The sequence below is a fragment of the Streptomyces sp. NPDC003027 genome (assembly GCF_053591435.1).
On sequence record NZ_JBSFTU010000005.1, the window covers coordinates 30,130 to 50,855 of the forward strand.

At 72.9% G+C, this 20,726-nt stretch carries 11 protein-coding genes; 5 read left to right on the forward strand and 6 right to left on the reverse strand.

What is annotated here, in order from left to right; genetic code table 11:
• The first annotated feature begins 251 nt into the window (after positions 1–251).
• Together ACWDX6_RS06010 and ACWDX6_RS06015 are read left to right on the forward strand one after the other, a co-directional pair.
• Positions 252–1,952 (forward strand): S8 family peptidase, encoded by a 1,701-nt coding sequence (locus tag ACWDX6_RS06010; protein WP_451483863.1) that lies wholly within the window; start codon positions 252–254, stop codon positions 1,950–1,952.
• Positions 1,953–2,155: 203 nt separating this feature from the next.
• Positions 2,156–5,062 carry an AAA family ATPase gene (locus ACWDX6_RS06015; protein WP_451483728.1) on the forward strand — a complete coding sequence of 969 codons (2,907 nt, stop codon included), beginning with the start codon at positions 2,156–2,158 and terminating at the stop codon, positions 5,060–5,062.
• A gap of 36 nt (positions 5,063–5,098) precedes the next feature.
• On the opposite strand, the gene ACWDX6_RS06020 is transcribed toward ACWDX6_RS06015, so the two are convergent.
• Entirely contained in the window at positions 5,099–5,914 is an 816-nt protein-coding gene (locus ACWDX6_RS06020; RefSeq protein ID WP_451483729.1) for a caspase family protein, read from the reverse strand.
• Between the two features lie 101 nt (positions 5,915–6,015).
• On the opposite strand from ACWDX6_RS06020, the gene ACWDX6_RS06025 reads away from it, so the two are divergent.
• The 3 genes from ACWDX6_RS06025 (at position 6,016) to ACWDX6_RS06035 (ending at position 13,716) form a co-directional block, all read left to right on the forward strand.
• Entirely contained in the window at positions 6,016–6,924 is a 909-nt protein-coding gene (locus ACWDX6_RS06025; RefSeq protein ID WP_451483730.1) for a DNA/RNA non-specific endonuclease, read from the forward strand.
• A gap of 159 nt (positions 6,925–7,083) precedes the next feature.
• Positions 7,084–12,615, forward strand: a complete 5,532-nt coding sequence (locus ACWDX6_RS06030; protein ID WP_451483731.1) for a trypsin-like peptidase domain-containing protein — start codon at positions 7,084–7,086, stop codon at positions 12,613–12,615.
• A 33-nt stretch (positions 12,616–12,648) separates the two neighbouring features.
• Positions 12,649–13,716 carry a trypsin-like serine peptidase gene (locus ACWDX6_RS06035; RefSeq protein WP_451483732.1) on the forward strand — a complete coding sequence of 356 codons (1,068 nt, stop codon included), beginning with the start codon at positions 12,649–12,651 and terminating at the stop codon, positions 13,714–13,716.
• Here ACWDX6_RS06035 and ACWDX6_RS06040 read toward each other — a convergent pair.
• The 5 genes from ACWDX6_RS06040 to kdpF form a co-directional block, all read right to left on the reverse strand.
• The gene (locus ACWDX6_RS06040) at positions 13,703–15,745 is read right to left on the reverse strand and encodes a SpoIIE family protein phosphatase (RefSeq protein WP_451483864.1); all 2,043 of its coding nucleotides are present in this window, start codon (positions 15,743–15,745) and stop codon (positions 13,703–13,705) included. The two genes, ACWDX6_RS06035 and ACWDX6_RS06040, sit on opposite strands and share 14 nt — an antisense overlap.
• Before the next feature lie 229 nt (positions 15,746–15,974).
• Entirely contained in the window at positions 15,975–16,643 is a 669-nt protein-coding gene (locus tag ACWDX6_RS06045) for a potassium-transporting ATPase subunit C (RefSeq protein WP_451483733.1), read from the reverse strand.
• Between the two features lie 2 nt (positions 16,644–16,645).
• On the reverse strand, positions 16,646–18,757 hold the full coding sequence (kdpB, locus tag ACWDX6_RS06050; protein ID WP_451483734.1) for a potassium-transporting ATPase subunit KdpB: 2,112 nt from the start codon (positions 18,755–18,757) through the stop codon (positions 16,646–16,648).
• A 47-nt stretch (positions 18,758–18,804) separates the two neighbouring features.
• Positions 18,805–20,469 carry a potassium-transporting ATPase subunit KdpA gene (gene kdpA / locus ACWDX6_RS06055; protein ID WP_451483735.1) on the reverse strand — a complete coding sequence of 555 codons (1,665 nt, stop codon included), beginning with the start codon at positions 20,467–20,469 and terminating at the stop codon, positions 18,805–18,807.
• An 8-nt stretch (positions 20,470–20,477) separates the two neighbouring features.
• Positions 20,478–20,567: a K(+)-transporting ATPase subunit F gene (gene kdpF, locus ACWDX6_RS06060; RefSeq protein WP_451483736.1), complete on the reverse strand. Its 90-nt coding sequence runs from the start codon at positions 20,565–20,567 to the stop codon at positions 20,478–20,480.
• Positions 20,568–20,726 lie beyond the last annotated feature (159 nt).

A 20,726-nucleotide genomic window follows, 5' to 3' on the forward strand; every position in this document is an offset into this window, starting at 1 on the left:
GGCGCACGGGCCCCCCAAGCCCAGGGTGCAGCGGACCGCGACCCCACTTCGCGCCGAGGCTCCCGCGCCGCCGCCACTGCTCCGCACCTACGTCGTGCTTGAAAGGGAACACCTTGAACAGTTCCAGGCGGAGAGTCATATCCGTGGTGGTCGCGAGCGCCGCGATCCTCGGTGCCGCAGCCACCTCCACCGGGGCGTTCGCCGCCGCCCCGGCCGTCTCCACCCCGAAGCCCGCCCCGGTCTCCCAGGCCATGACCACGCTGCCCAGCGCGCCGGTCGAGAAGGTCATCGTCACCTACAAGGCCCGGACCGCCGAGGCCGGCTCCAACGCCGCCGCGAAGAGCGACGCGGCCGCCAAGGGCGCCGAGACCGGCGAGGCCCTCGCCTTCGAGCGCCGCCTCGCCGGCGGCGCCGCCCTGGTCGACCTGGGCGACAGCGCCACGAAGCAGGACGTCTCGGAGGTCATGGCCGCCTTCCGCGCCGACCCGCAGGTCGCCTCCGTCGAGCCCGACATCCGGGCGTACGCGATGGCGGTCACCCCGAACGACACCGACTACGCCAAGCAGTGGGACCTCTTCGAGGCCACCGGCGGCATGAACGTCCCGTCCGCCTGGGACAAGACGACCGGCAGCGGTGTGACCGTCGCCGTCATCGACACCGGCTACGCGGCCCACTCGGACCTGGCGGCCAACGTCGTCTCCGGTTACGACTTCATCTCCTCCTCCGCCGACGCCCGCGACGGCAACGGCCGTGACGCGGACGCCAAGGACGAGGGCGACTGGAACGCCACGGACGGCGAGTGCGGCACCGGCTCCCGCGCGAGCAACTCCTCCTGGCACGGCACCCACGTCGCCGGCACCATCGGCGCGGTGACCGGCAACACCAAGGGCATGGCGGGTATCGCGTACAACGCGAAGATCCAGCCCGTGCGTGTCCTCGGCAAGTGCGGCGGCTCCTCCTCGGACATCGCCGACGCCATCACCTGGGCGTCCGGCGGCACCGTCCCCGGCGTCGCGGCCAACCCCACCCCGGCCAAGGTCATCAACCTGAGCCTGGGCGGCGCCAGCTCCACCTGCCCGAGCGTCTACCAGACCGCGATCAACGGCGCCGTCTCGCGCGGCACCACCGTCGTCGTCGCCGCCGGCAACAGCAACGCCAACGCGTCCGGCTTCACCCCCGCCAACTGCTCGGGCGTCATCAACGTGGCCTCGACCAGCCGTGAGGGCAACCGGTCGTACTACTCGAACTACGGCACCATCATCGACGTCTCGGCACCGGGCGGCGAGACCCGTCGCGCCACCGACACGCCGGGTACGGTGACCACCCCCGAGAACGGCATCTACTCCACGCTCAACTCGGGCACCACGACGCAGTCGCTGGAGAACTACAAGCCCTACCAGGGCACCTCCATGGCCGCGCCGCACATCGCGGGCCTCGCCGCCCTCCTGAAGTCGGCCAAGAGCAGCCTGACCCCGGCCGACATCGAGTCCGCCATCAAGGCCAACGCCAGGCCGCTTCCCGGCACCTGCACCGGCGGCTGCGGAACCGGCATCGCCGACGCCGCGAAGACCGTGAACGCCGTCACCGGCACCACCACCCCGCCGGCCGGCGCCACCTACACCAACGCGACGAACGTGACGATCTCCGACAACACCACCGTGTCGTCCTCGATCGCCGTCACCGACCGCACCGGCAACGCTCCCGCCACCCTCAAGGTGGACGTGGACATCAAGCACACCTGGCGCGGGGACCTCGTCATCGACCTGGTCGCCCCCGACGGCACCGTGCGCAACCTGAAGGCGTCCTCCTCCAACGACAGCGCCGACAACGTCCTGACCAGCTACACGGTCGACGCGTCGAGCGAGGTCGCCAACGGCACCTGGAAGCTCCAGGTCCGCGATGTGGCCTCGGGTGACACCGGCTACATCGACTCGTGGAGCCTCACCTTCTGATCCCACCCGAACCACCCCCCACAACAGCATCATTGCTGGTCAGCGACGCGCTCGTGGTCTACACCACGGGCGCGTCCTGGCGTGGTGACCGGCGCTCGCTGTCCGTATGCCGGACAAGGGGCCTGGACTGCGCCCGTACGCTCCGTATCCTCTGCGCACGGGGCTCACGGGGCGGGCCCGAGCGCCGGAGGGGTGGTGGACACGTGACGACAGCGTCGCACCTCTCCCTGCGCCATGCGGGCGGAGGGGGAACCCCGGCGCCCGTGGGCCGCGAGGAGCTTCTCGCGCGCCTCGAACGCGTGCTGCACACCCGGGGCCGCGCCCTGCTCACCGGTCCCGCCGGAGTCGGCAAGACCGAGGTGGCCCTCGCCGAGGCCGCCCGGGCCGAAGCCCGGGGCGAGACGGTCCTGTGGCTGGCGACGCTCCCCGCCGACCGGGACATACCCGGCGCGGCGGCGGCCGCGCTCGTCGCCTCCGTCGCGGCGACGGTGACCTGGCCCGGCGTGGCCCTGCCGGAGACCGGAGACGGTTCCTGGGACGGCACGCCCGATCCCATGACGACCGCCGACCGGTCCCCCGGGCGGGGTGCGGGCGCGTCGGGCGTCTTCGACGGCCTCCCCGGCCCCCAGCGCACCGCCGTCGCCATGCTCTGCCGCGAGGCGCCGCTGCACGAAGGCGGCTGGGACCCCATCGCCCTGCGCCTCGGCATCGCGCGGATCCTGCGCGGCCTCACCGTCCGCGGCCCCGCCCTGCTCGTCGTCGACGGGGTGCAGCACATCGACGCCGACAGCGCCGACCTGCTGCGCTTCGCCCTGCACCTGGCGCCGCCCGCGCTGCGCGTCGTCGCCGTCGAGACCCCGGAGGCGTACGGCTCCGAGGAGGCCCACGACACCCATCTGTGGGTGCCGTCGGAGGCCGACATCCTGCTCGTGCCCCCGCTCCAGGCCGACGAGATCGCCGAACTCCTCATCCACCACCGGCTGCCGTCCCGGATGGCCGGCCGCATCCACAAGGCGAGCGGCGGCAACCCGCGTCTCGCGCTCGCCGTGGGCCGCTCCCTGGCCGACGCCCGCACCCCCGTCCACCACGCCGAGGCGCTCACCCTGTCCGGGCGCGCCCGGGACCTGGCGCGGCAGCTGCTCGGCGCCGCGCCGCCGGCCGTCCGCGAGACGCTGCTGCTGGCCGCGCTCGCCCTGCGCCCCACCGCGGCCCTCGTCCGGCGGGCCGGGCGGCCGAACGCGGAGGCGGATCTCGCCGCCGCCGAGCGCGCCGGTCTGGTCTCCCTCGCCGAGGACGGCGCGGTCACGTTCACGGCCGGGCTGCTGCCCTCGACCCTGGTCCACGACGCCTGCTGGGCCGAGCGCAGCGCCGGCCACGCCGCGCTCGCCACGGTCGTGGACGACTCGGTGGAGGCGGTACGGCACCGGGCGCTCGCCACGGACGTCCCCGACGAGGCCCTCGCGGCCGAGGTCGCCGCGGCCGCCGATCTCGCGCGCCGCCGCGGCAACAGCGCCCTCGCGGCGGAACTGGCCCTGCTCGCCGCCGGTTCGACGCCCGTCGAGCACGGTCCGCAGCGGATCGCGCGGCTCGTCGACGCGGCCGAGGAGGCGGCCCGCGCGGCCCGCGCGGACCTGGCGATGCGGGCCGCCACCGATCTGCTGGCCCGGGACGCGGCACCCGCCGACCGGGTGCGGGCCCGGCTCGCCGTCCTCGACACCGCGGGCCAGGGCCTCACCGGCCTCGACGACATGTACGTCCACGCCATGGAGGACTCCGAGGGGGACACCGCGCTCAGGGCGGCCGTACAGCTCCGCCTGGCGGTCAAGTACGTGCTGGCCGACGGCGATCCGCTGCACTCGCGGGCCGCCGCCGTCGAATCCGCCGCGCTGGCCGCCTCGATGGGCGATCCGCGGACGGCTGCCCAGGCCCTGACCGTACAGGCGCGGATGGAGCGGGCGCTGGGAGCGCCGGACGCGGAGTCGGTGCTCGCGCAGGCCCGGGGTCTGGAGATGGCCGAGCGTCCGCTCGGGATCCGCAACGCCGCCCAGATCCTGACGATCCGCCACGCGCTCTTCGACGACCGTCTGGGCGATGCCCGTGACCAGCTGAACGCGCTGCTGCCGCTGGTGCGGCGGCGCGGCTCGGTCGAGGACACGATCGAGCTGTTCTCCACGCTGGCCGCGATCGAGTCCCGGATGGGCGTGTGCCCGGCGGCCCTCGCGCACGCGGGGCAGTCCCTCGCGCTGACCCTGGAGGCGGGCCTCTCCCCCGGGCCCGCCTGGTACACGCTGGCGCTCGCGGAGACGGCCGGGGGCAGCTTCGGGCGGGCCGCGAGCTACGCCCGGCGCAGTGTCCAGGCGTCGGAGGAGGAGGGTGACCGGGTCTTCCTCTCCCGCAGCCTGTACGCGCTCGGCCGCGTCCAGCTCGTCAACGGGGACGTCGCCTCGGCCCTGGAGACCCTGCGCCGGGTGCAGGCCAACGAACGCGCCCAGGCGAACGTCGACCCGTCGATGCTGCGCTGGCACGAGGAGCTGGCGGAGGCGCTGCTGGCCAACGACGCGGCGCAGGAGGCGGCGGACCTGCTGGCCGAGGTGCGTCCGGTCGCGGAACGCCTGGGCCGTACGACGGTTCTGCTGGGCTGTGACCGCGCGTACGCCCTGTATCTGGCCGCCGTCGGGAAGACCGACGAGGCGGCGGAGCTGCTGACCCTCACCGCCGAGCGGTTCGCCGATGCCGGGCTGCCGCTGGAGCGGGGCCGGGCTCTGATCGCCCTGGCCAGGGTGGAGCGCCGCCGCCGTCGCCGGTCGGCGGCGCAGAGCGCGCTGCAGACGGCGGCCTCGGTCTTCGAGCGGGCCGGTGCGGCGCCGTGGCTGGCCCTGGCGAGCGAGACCCCGGCCGGGGAGGGCGGGGAGGACACCCTTCCGGCGCTCTCCTCGCTCACGGACGCCGAGCTGCGGCTCGCCCGTCTGGTCGGCCAGGGTGCCAGCAACCAGGAGGCGGCGGCGAAGCTCTATCTGAGCGTCAAGACGGTCGAGGCGCGGCTGACCCGGATCTACCAGAAGCTCGACGTCCGCTCGCGCGCGCAGCTGGCGACCGCGCTGCGGGGATGAGGCGAGACTTCACGGACACGGCCCGGGGGCTGCCGGTCATACGGTGAACGGCTTCTGGCGCAGGAACGCGGGGGCCGGGGTGCCGGTGGTGTAGAAGTTCGGGCTCTGGGTGGCGGGCAGCCGGTGCTGGATCGCGCGGTGGAAGGCGCGGTAGCCGCCCCGGAAGGCTCCCCCGTCCCACACGCCGAGCAGGGCTTCGGTGAAGGCGCCGTTGACCGGGCCGTCGGAGGCGTACTGGTTGTCCTGGCAAGCGGAGATGAGGACCGCCGCGGGCTCGCGGGCCTCGCCGTCCGGTGGCGCCGTCTTCTTGAGGGAGCGCTGGAGCTCCGCGAAGAAGCCCTGGTCCCGCTCGTAGATCTGCTGCTGCCTCGGCAGGGGCATCAGCCGGACGGCGGTCGTCGGGAGGGGGCCGCCGGGAAGCTCGACGCCGCTGCCGCTGTGGCAGCAGTCGAGCAGGACGACGATCCGTACGCCGTCGGCGCAGCGGCGGAGCTCCTGGTACAGCTCGTCGTCGAGGAACTGGCGGTCGTAGAGGACGAGGGTCTCGTCGAGGTCGTCGGGTTCGTCGTCCGGGCCCGTGACGTCGGGGACCTGGCCGCCGTGGCCGGAGTAGGTCAGGAGCAGGATGTCGCCGGGGCCGAGCTTGCCGGCGGCCTGGCGCAGGGCGCCGGTGACCTGGTCGACGGTGCCGTCGGCGGTGAGCAGGACGGTGTCGGAGAAGCCGGCGGCGCGGGCGAGGGCGGCCATGTCCCTGGCGTCGTTCTCGCAGGCCAGGAGCGCGCCGTCCCAGCCTTCGTAGCGAGCGGGGTCGACCGTGTTGAGCCCGATGTGGAGAGAGAGTCCGGTAGGCATGGGGGCCTCCTCGGGGAGGACGGGGTGCACCGGGGGCGTCTGATCGAGTGGCCTGCGGCCCGGCGCCGAGCGCGGCCCTCCCTGCGCGGTACTTACATGATATGAACCCGACCGATCCCCCGTCTTCTCCGCCGCCCTCCCCGCCGCCTCCCCGTGTCGGCGGTCCGCGCCGTGACGCGCTGGCCAACCGCGCGGGCTACGACGAGGCGTTCCTCGGCCCCGTCGTACCGCTGGCGCTGCCCGCGCGCACCTCGGTCGAGACGGTGATCCTTCCGTACACCCACTTCACGGTGGTCTTCCGGCCGGACCGGCGGCTCGCCGCCTCCACGGCGGTCTGCATCGAAGGCCGGCAGCTCGTCGAGGACGTGGCCCGTGACGACATCTGGGAGTACGATCCGCGCCTGCCCGAGGAGCAGCAGGCCGGCAACGACATCTACCGGAACAACAGTCTGGACCGCGGCCATCTGGTGCGCCGGCTCGATCCGGTGTGGGGCGCGGTGGCCGAGGCCGGCCGGGCCAACACCGACACGTTCTTCTACACCAACGCCGCTCCGCAGGCCGATGTGTTCAACCAGGGCAAACGGCTCTGGCAGGGCCTGGAGAACTATCTCCTGGACCACGCGGCCGAGTTCGACCGGAGGATGTGCGTGCTGACCGGGCCCGTGCTCCAGGACTCCGATCCTCCCTACCGGGGTATCCAGGTGCCGTTGCGCTTCTGGAAGGTGGCCGCGTTCATGCAGGACGGGGCGCTGGCCTCGACCGCGTACGTCCTGGACCAGAGCCCCGACCTCAGCCGGGACGCGGAACGGGCGCTCGCCGGGGCGAAGGCGGGCGCGCCGCCGCCGCTCGGCGCCTTCCGTACGTACCAGGTGCCGGTCTCGGACGTCGCGGAGATCACGGAGCTGGAGTTCGGGCCGCTGCCCGACGTGGATCTGATGCCGCCGATGCGGGCACCGGAGGAGCGCTGGCGGCGTCTGGAGACCTTCGACGACATCGCCATGCAGGGCTGAACGCCCGGCGGGGGCTACGGGGACAGGCCGTTCGCGCGTTCGCCACGGCCCCTGGTCCGGCCCGTGCGCGCGTTTGCCACGGCCCCGGGCCGGTGAAAGCATGACAGGTGTCAGTCAGTCCGTCTGACGGCGCGCGCGGGACGGCCGGGCAGGTGCGGTATGCCGCTCACTGAAACGGAATGGGGACTCGTCACCAGCTGGGTGCGGGACTACGTCCTCGACACCCCCGACCCCCACACCACGCTGCTCCGCAGCGGGCTCTCCCCCGACTTCGTCGCGGATCTGCCGCTCACCCCGGACCGGGACGAGAACGCGCGGACGCTGGTCGCGTTCGCCCGGAAGGACATCCCGCACCAGCGCCGGCTGCTCGCGACGCTCGCCGGCCTGGACGCGCTCACGGAGGCCGACGGCCCCGCCCGGCTGGAGCGGGGCGCCGAGGCGAGGGAGTTGCTGGCGCGGCTGCGCGAGGACGAGCGGGCGCAGCGCTCGGCGCGGGACCCCTTCGGCGCCCTGGTGCTCGGTCATGGCGCCGGAGCCGAGGTGTTCATCGACCGTGCCGAGTCGCGCGAAAGGCTCCGTGACTTCGTCGAGGACCCCGAGCAGACGGTGCTGGTCGTCGACGGCGAGCCCGCCAGCGGGCGCTCGTACACATACCGTCTGATCCGCCATCTCGGTCAGCACCTCGGGTTCCGTCCGATCCGGATCACCTTGTCGCGCACCTCGACGGCCGCGCGGGTGGTGGAGCGGCTGGCCGAGTTCGTGTCCGGCCCGCACGGGACTCCCCTGCCGTTGAACCCCACACAGTTGAACGATCCACTTCCATCGATCGACGACGCCGTGCACCGGATCGTGAGCCGGGCGACCGCCGCCGAGGACCGGCTCTGGCTGGTGCTCGACGAATGCGACACACTCGACCCGAACTCCGACGTCTGGGACTGCATCGGCAAGCTCGCCCTGGCCATCTACGAGCACACGCCGGTACGCAAGGACGCCGTCCCTCGGCTCGTCCTGCTGGGCTACTCCCCCGCCATGCGCCAACTCCCGTACGACATCCGCAAGAACGAGTGCCGTGACACCGCGCGCGTCGTGGACGAGAGCGATCTGCGGGACTTCTTCCGGCGGTTCTTCACCGAGGAGGAGACCGCGCCGGACGACGAGGCGGTCCCCGGACTCGTGGACGTGGCCGTCACGGAGGTCCTGGCAGCCGCCGAAGCCCCCGGCCACGGCGAGAGCTACATGCGGCGGGTGTGCACGGCGGTGGAGGAGGCGGTACGGCTGTACCGCTCCCTGCCTCCGGGACTCCCCCCGAGCGACCACGCCGACCTGCTCCGGCGCGCCGTGCGGGCGGCCGTCGACCTGCCGCCTCCCCCGCTCCCGGATCTGCGCAGGTCCTACCGGGAGGCGGCCTGCCTGCTGCACGAGTTCGACCCCGCGCTGCTGCGGCTGCCCGGTGAGACGGAACCCACCGGAGGGGCCGCCCTGGCCCTCGTCGACGACTGCACCACGCCTTCCGCGCACCCCCGCGCGGCCTGGGTGCTGAGGGCGGAGGTCCGCGAGGAGGCCCTGAGGGGTCTCGCGGGGCCGCAGGCGGCCCGCCGGGCCCTGGAGGCCAACACCGCGCTGTTCCCGGACGGTCCGGGGCCCGAGCGCACCGCCCTCGCGCTGCTCTCCGGAGCCGCGCCGGACCTCGACCCGCAAGGCGTCGAAGAGCTCTGCGACACCCTTCAGGCGACCCTGTGGCTGAGCCGGGTCCCCGGTGTCACGGGACTGCCCGATCCCGACGACGTCCAGCACCGGCTGGAGCGGGCCCGGCTGTTCCAGCCGATTGAACGACTGGTCCGGGGCACGTTCCACGGCCGCGCCCGCGAACTCGACGCGCTGCGCGCCTATATCGAGCTGCCCGCCGAACCGGCCGAACCGCCCCTCCTCCTCCACGGCGTGGGCGGCATCGGCAAGAGCACCCTCCTCGCCAGGTTCCTCCTGGACAGCCTGCGCGCCTCGCCGACCGGATTCCCCTTCGCCTACATCGACTTCGAGCGGCCCACGCTCTCCATCCACGAGCCGGCGACCGTCATCGCCGAGGTCGCGCGACAGCTCGGCATCCAGTACCCGGGCCACCGCACCGCGTTCGACGCGCTCGCCGACGAGTGCGAGGAGACGGCGGCCTCCCAGCGCTCGGAGCTCAACCAGTTCGACGACCTGCGGCAGCTCTCCGCCACCCGCGCCACGCTCAGCCGTGACTACTCGGCCGGGTTCCACGCCCGCGCGAGCGCCCGCGAGCAGGAACTCGCAAAGGCGGTGGCCCGGTTGGTCGGCGAGGCGGTCCGCACCCGGCCCGGGGAGATGGACCCGCCCCTGGTGATCGCCGTCGACTCCTTCGAGGAGGCGCAGTACCGCGGCTCACCGGCCATGGCACGGATGTGGGCGATCTGGACCGCCCTGCGCGCCGCCTATCCACGGCTGCGGTTCCTGGTCTCCGGGCGGGCGCCGATCGACCACCCCGCCAAGGTGCTGGCGCCGCGGAGCATGGAACTGGGCGACCTGGACGAACCGGCCTCCGTGGAGCTGCTGATGTCGTGCGGGGTCGGCGACGAGACGGTCGCCAGGGACCTCGCCGACCGCGTCGGCGGGCATCCGCTCAGTCTGAAACTGGCGGCCCAGGCCGCGGTCGTCCTGGGCTCCGGCTCGGAGTCGCTCGGCGAACTCGTGAAGAGCCTGCCCTCGCGCAAGCGCTACTTCCACCACAAGGTCGACCAGCTGCTGATCCAGGGCACGCTGTACGACCGGATCCTCAAGCACATCGCCGACGACCGCGTCCGCGTCCTCGTCCAGGCCGGCCTGGCCCTGCGGGTGATCACCCCGGAGTTGATCCAGGACGTCCTCGCCGGACCGGCGGGCCTGGACATCGCCTCGCCTCAGGAAGCCCGTTCGCTCTTCGGCCGTCTGGTCTCCCGGCTGGACCTGATGGAGCCGGCCGGTCCCCAGGCGATCCGCCACCGGGCCGATCTGCGCAGCATCATGCTCCGCCTCTCCGACAGCGCGCGGACCGATCTCATGCGGGCCGTGGACCGGCGCGCGGTGGAGTACTACGCGGCCCGTCAGGATCCGCGGTCGCGCGCCGAGGAGATCTACCACCGGCTCCGGCTCGGTGAGAACCCCCGCACGGTGGAACGGCGTTGGGTCGCCGGTGTCGACGGGCACCTGGCCGGCGCGGACCGGGACATGCCCGCGCGCTCGGCCGCGTTCCTGCTGGGGAAGATCGGTGGGCACGTGCCGGACCAGATCATGGCCGAGGCCGACCAGGAGGACTGGGAGCGGATCGCCGCCCGTGAGGTCGAGAACCTGCTCACCCAGGGGTATGTGGAGGCGGCGGCGGAACGGCTGGCCGAGCGGCGCCCCTGGACGCCCTGCAGCAAGCTGCACACCCTTCTGGTGGAGACGCTGGCGAGGTCGGGCCGGTCCGCCGACGCGCGGGCGACCGCGGAGCGGGCCGTGGACCGGGCGGGCGAGGCCGGCTGCGCGGAGACCCGGCTGGAGCTGCTCCAGCTCTCCGCGCGGCTCGCCCAGGACGAGGGCGACTTCGCCGACGCCGACCGCGACCTCCAGGAGGCGGAGGACATCGCGGCGGGGCTCGGCCTCGCCCACGAGTCGATGGGCGTCCTGGTGGCCAGGTCCCGGCTGGCCGCGCTGACGGACGAGGGCTCGGCGGAGGCGGACGTACGCCTCGCCCACACCCTGCGGGAGCTGCCCGACGAGGAGCTGGCCCGGCAGCCGGCGCTGGCGCGGGCCGCCGCGGCGAGCGCCTCCCGGGTCGATCCGCGGCTGCTGGAGCACACCCTGCGGCTGGTGGGACTCCCCGCCGACGACGAGGCCGTCGTGAACGCGCTCGCCCGCTGGATCGACACCGCCATGACCGACGAACCGCAACTGCGCGAGCCCCTCGCCCGGATCCTGCACTCCGCGGCGAGCGGTCCACGAGGCCCCGGAGAGCCCGGAAGCCCGGGCTCCTTCGGGACCCCCGCTCCGTACGGGGCGGCGCGGCCCGGGACGCCGGACGGAGCGGGGTCGTACGAAGAAAGAGCGCACGGGCCGGGGCACGGATCGGGAACGCGCGGACCGGGGCCGTACGAACCAGGTGCGCACGGGCCGGGAGCGTCGGACGGCGGCAGGCCGGGGACGTCCGGGCCGCACGCCGGGTCCGGCCCCGCCGGGGCGGCCAGGCCCGGGATGCCGTACGCCGAGGTGGAGCAGGCCCTGTGGGAGGCGCGTCGGCACGGGACGCTGGACAGCCTCGCCTGGCGGGCCCTGACGCTCCGCGACCGCAGCGGCGACCTGCTGCTCGGGGTGGCGGCCGCGATGGACGCGGGCTCCCCGCCGCGCGGCCCCGTACCGGACACCGGCGGCCCCCGCCCCGGCCCGGAGGCGGGTGCCGGGCCGGGCACGGGCGCCGGACCGGCCACCGCCCGCCCCGGCGGTGCCGCCGGACTGTGGTCGCAGCCGCCGCCCGACGCCGCCGAGGGGGCGGTGCGCACGGTTCCGTACCTCTCCCCCGAGGACGTCGTCCGCGTCCGCAACGCCGCCCTGGAGGCCGGGCTCGCGGACAACGCCGTCCGGCCGCTCCTCTTCGCCGGCACCACCGCCCACTTCCGCGCCGGCCTGCCCACGATGGACAGCCCCCTGCGGCAGATGCACTCCGACCTGCATGTCATGAACCAGGTGGAACGGCTGATCGACGGCACGGTCCCGCTGGAGGTCTGGCTGCGCAACGCGATCGCCCAGACGGTCGAGGCGGGACCGCTCTCCGTGCTCCAGCGCGCCCTGGACGACGTGGCCCGCGACGCCGCCGGAGAGCCGGATCTGCCCCCGGGGAGCATGCCCGACGAGACCAAGGAGGAGATCATCTTCCGGGACGACACCGTGCCCTTCGAGTTCCTGCACGGCGGCGTCCTGGCCGGGGAGTCGGTCGCCCGGCTGAAGGTCCCGCCGTACGAGTCGGGCGCGCCGCTCCAGCCCGCCTATCCGCACGCCGGAACCGGCTGGCTCATCGCGCCCGGCCTGCTGATCACCAACCACCATGTCGTCAACGCCCGTACCCGTTCGCCCGGTGTACGGATACGGGTGGCCGAGGACGACCTCCAGCTCCAGGTGCGCAACTCCCGTTCGCGCTTCGACTACGGCGCCGACGAGACCGAGACCGAGGAGGCGACGGCGGGCGCCCTGGTCGCCTGGGACGAGGCACTCGACTACGCGATCCTCCGGCTGACCCCGGGAACCCCGCCGCGGCCGCTGCTGCGCGTCGCCACCGCGCCGTTGCTGCTGCGCGGGACCGAGCCCGTGGCGGTCAACATCATCCAGCACCCCGGCGGGCAGCCCAAGCGGGTCGCGCTGCGCAACAACCTCGTCTACCAGGCGGACGAGCGGGACGTCCGCTACTTCACCGACACCCGTGGCGGGTCCTCGGGCTCGCCGGTGTTCACGGACGACTGGACGGTGGTGGCGCTCCACCGCGGCACGCGCCGCGTGGAGGAGATCCACTACCAGGGAAGGCCGACGGCGTTCGTGAACGTCGGCACGCAGATGAGCGGCATCCTGGCTCATCTCCGGGAGCACAAGCCGGAGTTGTACGAAGAGATCACGGCGGCGCAGTCGGCGTGGCCGACGCACTCGGCGCGCCACGGCCCCGAGGCGTGAGAGGCGAAACAGCAGAGGCGGAGGTGGCGGGAGATGGGACACGGATCACCGGTCGCGACCGATCCCGAGCGGATCTTCGACGATCTGAGGAGCGTGGCGGCGCGGGTGCGCGACAGCCTGGAGGCGGAGATCTCCGAGTCGGTGGAGGACCGTCCGGCGGACGACGCCCCGGCGGGCCAGATCTCCCGCTTCGCCCAGGAGGAGCGGGCCCGGGTCCTGGAAGCGGGCGTCAGCGGTCTGGAGAAACTGGCCGGCGGCCGTGCGGACGAGATCGACGAGGACGAGTACTTCGGTGTGGAGGCGATCGTCCTCCTGGAGGGCCGGCCCGCGATCCTCGTGCAGGGCCAGGACTTCGCCTCCCAGCCCGGCGACTGGTCCGTGCTCGACGCCGGCCGGGCGGCGATCCGCGAGTCGATCGCCCGGGTCGGCCGGGTGGAGGTCGCCGGTCATCCGAACCTGGACTGGGTCGGTACGGCGTTCCTCGTCGGCCCCGAGACGGTGATGACCAACCGGCACGTGGCCGTGGAGTTCAGCCGGACCGAAGGCGCCGGCTGGGCCTTCCAGCAGGGCATGTCGGCCCGCGTCGACCCGGGCGAGGAGCTCGTCGCGGAACCGTCCGCCGCCCCGGCCGCCGGACCTCTCCCGTACGAGATCACCGAGGTGACCGGGATCCACCCGGACGTGGATCTGGCCCTGCTGCGCGTCGCCCCGCCGGACGGCGCCGCGCTGCCCACGCCCCTGGCGGTGGCCGCCGACGCGCCCGCGAGCGTGCCGGGCCGTCCGGTGTACGTGATCGGCTACCCGGCGTGGGACGGGCGCCGCAACGAACCCGAGTCGATGCGCCGGATCTTCATGGACGTCTACAACGTGAAGCGGCTCCAGCCCGGCACGGCCACGGAGTTCGCCCCGGGCGGCCTCGTGATGAGGCACGACTGCTCCACCCTCGGCGGCAACAGCGGCTCCCCGGTGCTCGACCTCGCGGACCACCGGGTCCTCGCCCTCCACTTCGGCGGCCGCTACCGCCTCGGCAATGTCGCGGTGCCGCTGTGGGAGCTGGTCGACGATCCCCTGCTGGCCCGGACGGAGATCAACTGGGTCTGACGCCGGAGGAACCCGCGTCCCGGGCCGGGGGCGGGGCGGTGGCCTCGGCGATGAGCAGGGCGATGTCGTCGTGGCTCTCGGGGTCGGGCAGGGTCGCGAGGAGGTGGTCGCAGGTCGCTTCGAGTGGCATCGGCGGACCGGTGAGCTGGTGCAGGAGGGCGCCCATACGGACGTCGAGGGAGTGGCGGCGGGTCTCCAGGAGGCCGTCGGTGTAGAGGAAGAGGCGGCTGCCGGGCGGGAGTTCGAAGGAGGTGGTGGTGAAGGGCACGTCCTCGGCCGCTCCCAGGGGCGCACCGGTCGGCAGGTCGAGGAGAGCGGGGTCCTTCCCCGGCAGCAGCAGTGCCGGAGGAGGGTGGCCGGCCAGGGCGATGTGGCAGGTCGCGGCGTGGGGGTCGCACAGCGCGTAGACGCAGGTGGCGATGGTCTCCTCGAGTTCGCGGGTGAGCAGGTCGAGGTGGTGGAGGATCTCGGCGGGGTGGAGGCCGAGCCGGGCGAGGGTTCGGGTGGCGGTGCGCAGCTGACCCATGGTGGCCGCGGCCTTGATGCCGGAGCCCATGACGTCTCCCACGACCAGGGCGGTGGTGCCGTCGGTGAGCGGGATGATGTCGAACCAGTCGCCGCCGGCGTGGCCCGCCGCTCCGGCCGGCTGGTAGCGGCAGGCCACCGTCAGCCCCGGCGCTTCCGGCGGGGTGCGCGGCAGCAGATGGCGCTGGAGGGTGGTGGCGGCCTGGAGCTGTGTCTGGTACCAGCGGGCGTTGTCGATGCACACGGCGGCGCGGGCGGCGAGCTCCTCGGCCAGGAGGACGTCGTCCTCGGTGAAGGGCAGGGGGTTGCGGGCGCGTTTGAGGTCGAGCGCGCCGAGGACCTCGCCCCGGGCGGTCAGGGGCACGGCGAGGTACGAGTGGACGCCGGCACCGGCCAGGACGGTGGCCGCGTGCTCGTCGCGGGCGATGTGCGGCAGGTCCTCCGTGCGGACGTGGGCGAGGTGGACCGTCCGGCCGGTGGCGACGCAGCGGGTGACCAGGCGGTCGGCCTCGTACCGGGTGATCTCGCCCACCGGGTCGGCGACGTCGGCGGCGCTGGTGGGGTACGCCGTCTTGACCGCCAGGGCCCGGAAGAGGGCGGGCGCCGTGGGAGCGCGCGGGGTGCTCCGGGCCTGGATGACGGTGTCCAGGACGTCGACGGCGGCGATGTCGGCGAGGTCGGGGACCACGGAGTCGGCGAGCTCGCGTGCGGTCTGCTCCAGGTCGAGGGTGGTACCGATACGGGTGGAGGCGTCGGCGATCAGTGCGAGGCGGCGGCGGGCCTGGGCGCTCCGCAGGTCCGCCCGGTACTGGTCGGTCACGTCGATCAGGGTCACGGCGACGCCGATCACCCGTCCGATGGAGTCCTCGAGGCGGAAGTACGACACCCGCCACGCGCGGGCCTCTTCCCCGCCGGTCGCGGTCCGCTCGACGGCGGCGAGGTTCAGCAGCGGCGCTCCGTCGGCCAGGACCTGGCGCATCGCCGCTTCGATGCCCTCGCCGTCCTCGAACGGCAGGGCCTCGGCTGCGGGGCGGCCCAGGCAGCTCTGGGCGGGTCGGCCGGTGATCCGCTCGAGTGCCTGGTTGGTCAGGACGAGGTTCAGGTCGGGGTCCGCCACCGCCACGCCGGTCGGGGACTGGGCGACGAGCTGCGCCGAGAGCGCGAGATTGCGCTCGATCCCGCGGACGACGGAGTCGTCGGCGGCGATCCCCAGGGCGTACCGGGCACCGTCCTGGTCCAGCAGCCGCATGTTGCGGAACTCGACGAGGCGGTCGGAGCCGTCCTTGTGACGGATCGGGAAGACTCCGGCCCAGCTGCCGCCCCCGGCCATGACCTGGGCGAAGAGGTCCAGGACGAGATCGGTGTGTTCCTCGGCGACCAGCAGCCTGGCGGCGGGCCGGCCGAGCGCCTCCTCCGCGGTCCAGCCGAACAGCTCCTGCGCCTGCGGGCTCCAGAGCCTGATCCGCCCGTCGGCGTCGAGGACCACCGCCGCCACGCCCAGCATGTCCAGCAGGCCCCCCGGCTCGGACGGGGTGGCGGCGCCCAGGGCGTCAGCCGCGTCCACGTCAGGTCTCCCTCCGTCCACCGGCCGCCGGAGGCCCTCCTCCGGAGGAGTACCCGCCCGGCCGCCATGGGGCCGGCTCCGGGCCCGACAGCTTCTATCGTCCCCCGGGTCGGCCTCCCGGGCAGCTCGGACGGGCCCTGAGAGCACCGGCGCGTACCACCGGGGCGGGTCAGCTCCTGGTCAGCTCCTTGAGGGCGATGTTGAGCCGGAGGACGTTGACGTGCGGTTCGCCGAGGAAGCCGAGGATCCGGCCGTCGGTGTGGTCGGCGACGAGCCGCTCCACCTTCCGGACGTCGAGATGGTTCTTCTGGGCGACGCGGGGGGCCTGGAGCATCGCGTACCGGGGGGAGATGTGGGGGTCGAGGCCGGAACCGGAGGAGGTGACGGCGTCGGCGGGCACGTCGGACGGCTCGACGGGGTGGCCGCGGACCGAGTTGTCCTCGATCACGGCCGCCTTGGCGTCCCTGACCCACCGGATGAGGTCGAGGTTGTCGGCCGAGCGGTTGGTGGCGCCGGAGACGAGCAGCTGGTAGCGGGTGTTGACGGTGTGGGAGGCCAGGCCGTTGGAGGGTCGCGGCTGGAACCACCTCAGGTCCGGTTCCGCCGTCCGCTCACCCTCCTTCAGCGGCAGGTCGTAGCGCTGGCCGATGAGGTCGGAGCCGACGACCCTCCCGCTCCCGTCCTTGATCTCGGAGCCGTTGGCCCTGCCGGGGAACAGGGCCTGCGCGGCGCCCGTGACGGCGAGCGGATACACCACGCCGGTGAGCACGGTCAGCGCGAGGAGGGCGCGCAGACCCGCCCCGAGCAGACGTCCCGCGTTTCCTGCGGAGTTGTTCATGATCAGCCGATTCCGGGGATGAGGGAGATGACGATGTCGATGGTCTTGATGCCGATGAACGGGGCGACCAGCCCGCCGAGACCGTAGATCCCGAGGTTCCGGCGGAGCATCCGGTCGGCGCCGGTGGGCACGTACCGCACACCCTTGAGGGCGAGCGGGACGAGGGCGACGATGATCAGCGCGTTGAAGACGACGGCGGAGAGGATCGCGGACTCGGGCGAGGCCAGGCCCATGATGTTGAGCTTGTCGAGGCTCGGGTAGGCGACGGCGAACATCGCGGGGATGATCGCGAAGTACTTCGCCACGTCGTTGGCGATGGAGAAGGTCGTGAGGGCGCCCCTGGTGATGAGGAGCTGCTTGCCGATCTCGACGATCTCGATGAGCTTGGTGGGGTCGGAGTCCAGGTCCACCATGTTCCCGGCCTCCTTGGCGGCCGAGGTGCCGGTGTTCATGGCCACGCCGACGTCCGCCTGGGCGAGGGCGGGGGCGTCGTTGGTCCCGTCACCGGTCATCGCGACGAGCTTTCCGCCGGCCTGCTCCCGCTTGATGAGGGCCATCTTGTCCTCGGGGGTCGCCTCGGCGAGGAAGTCGTCGACGCCCGCCTCCTCGGCGATGGCCTTCGCGGTCAGCGGGTTGTCACCCGTGATCATGACCGTTCTGATGCCCATGCGGCGCAGCTCCTCGAACCGTTCCCGCATGCCCTTCTTGACGACGTCCTTCAGATGGACGACGCCCAGGACCCGCGCGCCTTCGCCGTCCTCGGCGGCCACGAGCAGCGGGGTGCCGCCGGCCTGGGAGATCGTGTCGGTCAGCGCCCGCACGCCGTCGGGGACGTCGCCGCCCCGCTCCTTCACCCAGGCCACGACCGAACCGGTCGCGCCCTTGCGGACCTGGCGCCCGTCCACGTCCACGCCCGACATACGGGTCTGGGCGGTGAACTCGAGCCAGGTGGCGTGGGCGAGCTCGCCCGGATGGCGTTCGCGCAGACCGTACCGCTCCTTGGCGAGGGCGACGATCGAGCGGCCCTCGGGCGTCTCGTCGGCCAGGGACGACAGCTGAGCGGCGTCGGCGACCTCGGCCTCGGTGACGCCGCCGACGGGGACGAACTCGGCGGCCCGCCGGTTGCCCAGGGTGATGGTGCCGGTCTTGTCGAGCAGCAGGGTCGACACGTCGCCGGCGGCCTCGACGGCCCGGCCGGACATGGCCAGGACGTTGCGCTGGACGAGCCGGTCCATGCCGGCGATGCCGATCGCCGAGAGCAGCGCCCCGATCGTGGTCGGGATCAGGCAGACCAGCAGCGCGGTCAGCACGATCAGCGAGGTCTGTCCGTCGGCGCCCGCGTAGCGCGCGAACGGCTTCAGCGTGACGACGGCGAGCAGGAAGACGATGGTCAGGGAGGCAAGGAGGATGTCGAGGGCGATCTCGTTGGGTGTCTTCTGTCGCGCCGCGCCCTCGACCAGATGGATCATCCGGTCGATGAACGTCTCACCCGGCTTCGTCGTGATCCTGACGACGATCCGGTCCGACAGCACCTTCGTACCGCCGGTGACCGCGGACCGGTCGCCGCCGGACTCCCGGATCACCGGAGCGGACTCACCGGTGATCGCGGACTCGTCGACCGAGGCGACGCCCTCGACGACGTCACCGTCGCCGGGGATGATGTCGCCGGCCTCGCAGACCACCAGGTCGCCGACGCGCAGCTCGGTGCCGGGGACCTCCTCCTCGCCCTTGCCGTCCTCGGTCAGGCGGCGGGCGACCGTGCCCGTCCTGGCCTTGCGCAGCGTGTCGGCCTGGGCCTTGCCGCGGCCTTCGGCCACAGCCTCCGCCAGGTTGGCGAAGACCGTGGTCAGCCACAGCCACGCGGTGATCGCCCAGCCGAACCAGTCCCCCGGGTCCTTCACGGCGAGCACGGTGGTGACCACCGAGCCGACCAGGACCACGAACATGACCGGTGTCTTGATCATCAGTCGCGGATCGAGCTTGCGCAGAGCGCCGGGGAGGGAGGTGAGCAGCAGCTTCGGGTCGAACGACCCGCCGCCGACCCGCCCGCCCTCGGGCTCGTGGGCCGTGGGCGCGTCCGTATGCGGTGCCCGGGTCTTCGTGGTGGAGGTCATGGCGTCGTCTTCTTGCTTCCGTACGTCGGTCCTGGTCGCGCCGGGGGTCATGCCGCGAGCCCTTCGGCGAGCGGGCCGAGCGCGAGCGCGGGGAAGTAGGTCAGACCGGTGATGATCATGAGGGTGCCGACCAACACCCCGGTGAACAGGGGTTTCTCGGTCCGCAGCGTGCCCGCGGTCCGGGGAACGGGCGTCTGCTCGGCGAGCGAGCCGGCGAGCGCGAGGACGAACACCATCGGCAGGAACCGGCCGAGCAGCATCGCGATGCCGATCGTGGTGTTGAACCACCGGGTGTCGGCGTCGAGGCCGGCGAAGGCGGAGCCGTTGTTGTTCGCGCCGGAGGTGTAGGCGTAGAGGATCTCGGAGAAGCCGTGCGCGCCCGAGTTCGTCATCGAGTTCGCCGGGGTGTCCAGGACGAACGAGGCGGCCGTGAAGCCGAGCACCAGGGCCGGGGTGACCAGGAGGTAGCAGGCCGCGAGCTTGATCTCCCGCGTGCCGATCTTCTTCCCCAGGTACTCCGGAGTGCGGCCGACCATCAGACCGGCGATGAACACCGCGATGACCGCCATGATCAGCATGCCGTACAGGCCGGATCCGACGCCGCCGGGCGCGATCTCCCCGAGCTGCATCCCCAGCATCGTGATCCCGCCGCCGAAACCGGTGTACGAGGAGTGGAAGGAGTTCACCGCGCCGGTCGAGGTCAGGGTCGTGGCCACCGCGAAGAGCGACGAGCCGCCGATGCCGAACCGGGTCTCCTTGCCTTCCATCGCGCCGCCGGCGAGGTCGAAGGCGGGACCGTGGCCCGCGAACTCGGTCCACAGCATCAGGGCCGTGAATCCGGCCCAGATCGTCGCCATCGCCGCCAGGATCGCGTACCCCTGCCTGAGGCTGCCGACCATCCGCCCGAAGGTGCGCGTGAGGGCGAACGGGATCACCAGGACGAGGAAGATCTCGAAGAGGTTGGAGAGACCGTTGGGGTTCTCGAAGGGATGGGCGGAGTTGGCGTTGAAATAGCCGCCGCCGTTGGTGCCCAACTCCTTGATGACCTCCTGCGAGGCGACCGCCCCGCCGTTCCACTGCTGGGAGCCGCCGGCGAACCGGCCGACCTCGTGGATGCCGGAGAAGTTCTGGATCGCACCGCAGGCGACGAGGACGAGGGCACCGATCACCGAGATCGGCAGCAGGATCCGGACGACTCCCCGGACCAGGTCGGCCCAGAAGTTGCCCAGCTCGCCGGTACGGGACCGGGCGAAGCCCCGCACGAGCGCGACGGCGACCGCCATGCCGACCGCGGCCGACACGAAGTTCTGCACCGCCAGCCCACCGGTCTGGACGACATGGCCCATGGCCTGCTCGCCGTAGTACGACTGCCAGTTGGTGTTGGTGACGAAGGACGCGGCCGTGTTGAACGCCTGGTCGGGGTCGATCGAGGCGAAGGCGGGCGAGCCGGGCAGCGCTCCCTGCGTCCGCTGGAGCAGGTAGAGGAACAGCACGCCCACCGCGGAGAAGGCGAGGACACCCCGCAGATAGGCGGGCCAGCCCATCCGCGTGTCGGGATCGGCTCCGATGGCACGGTAGATCCACTTCTCGACCCGCAGGTGGTGCGTCGAGGAGTACACGCGCGCCATGTGGTCGCCCAGCGGCCGGTACGCGAGGCCCAGCGCGACGCTCAGCGCGAGGAGCTGGAGCACGGCGGCGAGAACGGGACTCATCCGCGTCCTCAGAACTTCTCGGGCTTGACGAGGGCGAGGACGAGATAGCCCAGCAGGGCGGCGGCCACGAGGAGGCCGACGACGTTCTCGGCGGTCACAGCTCGGCCACCCCCTTGGCGACGAGGGCCACCAGCGCGAACACCGCGGCCGTGGTGAGGACGAAGGCCAGATCGGCCATCGCGAGCTCCTGAGTGAAGATCGGTTTCTCGGACCAGTCGAGGAAACCTCCCTTCCGCCCGGCCTCGGCCTTCGTTGAC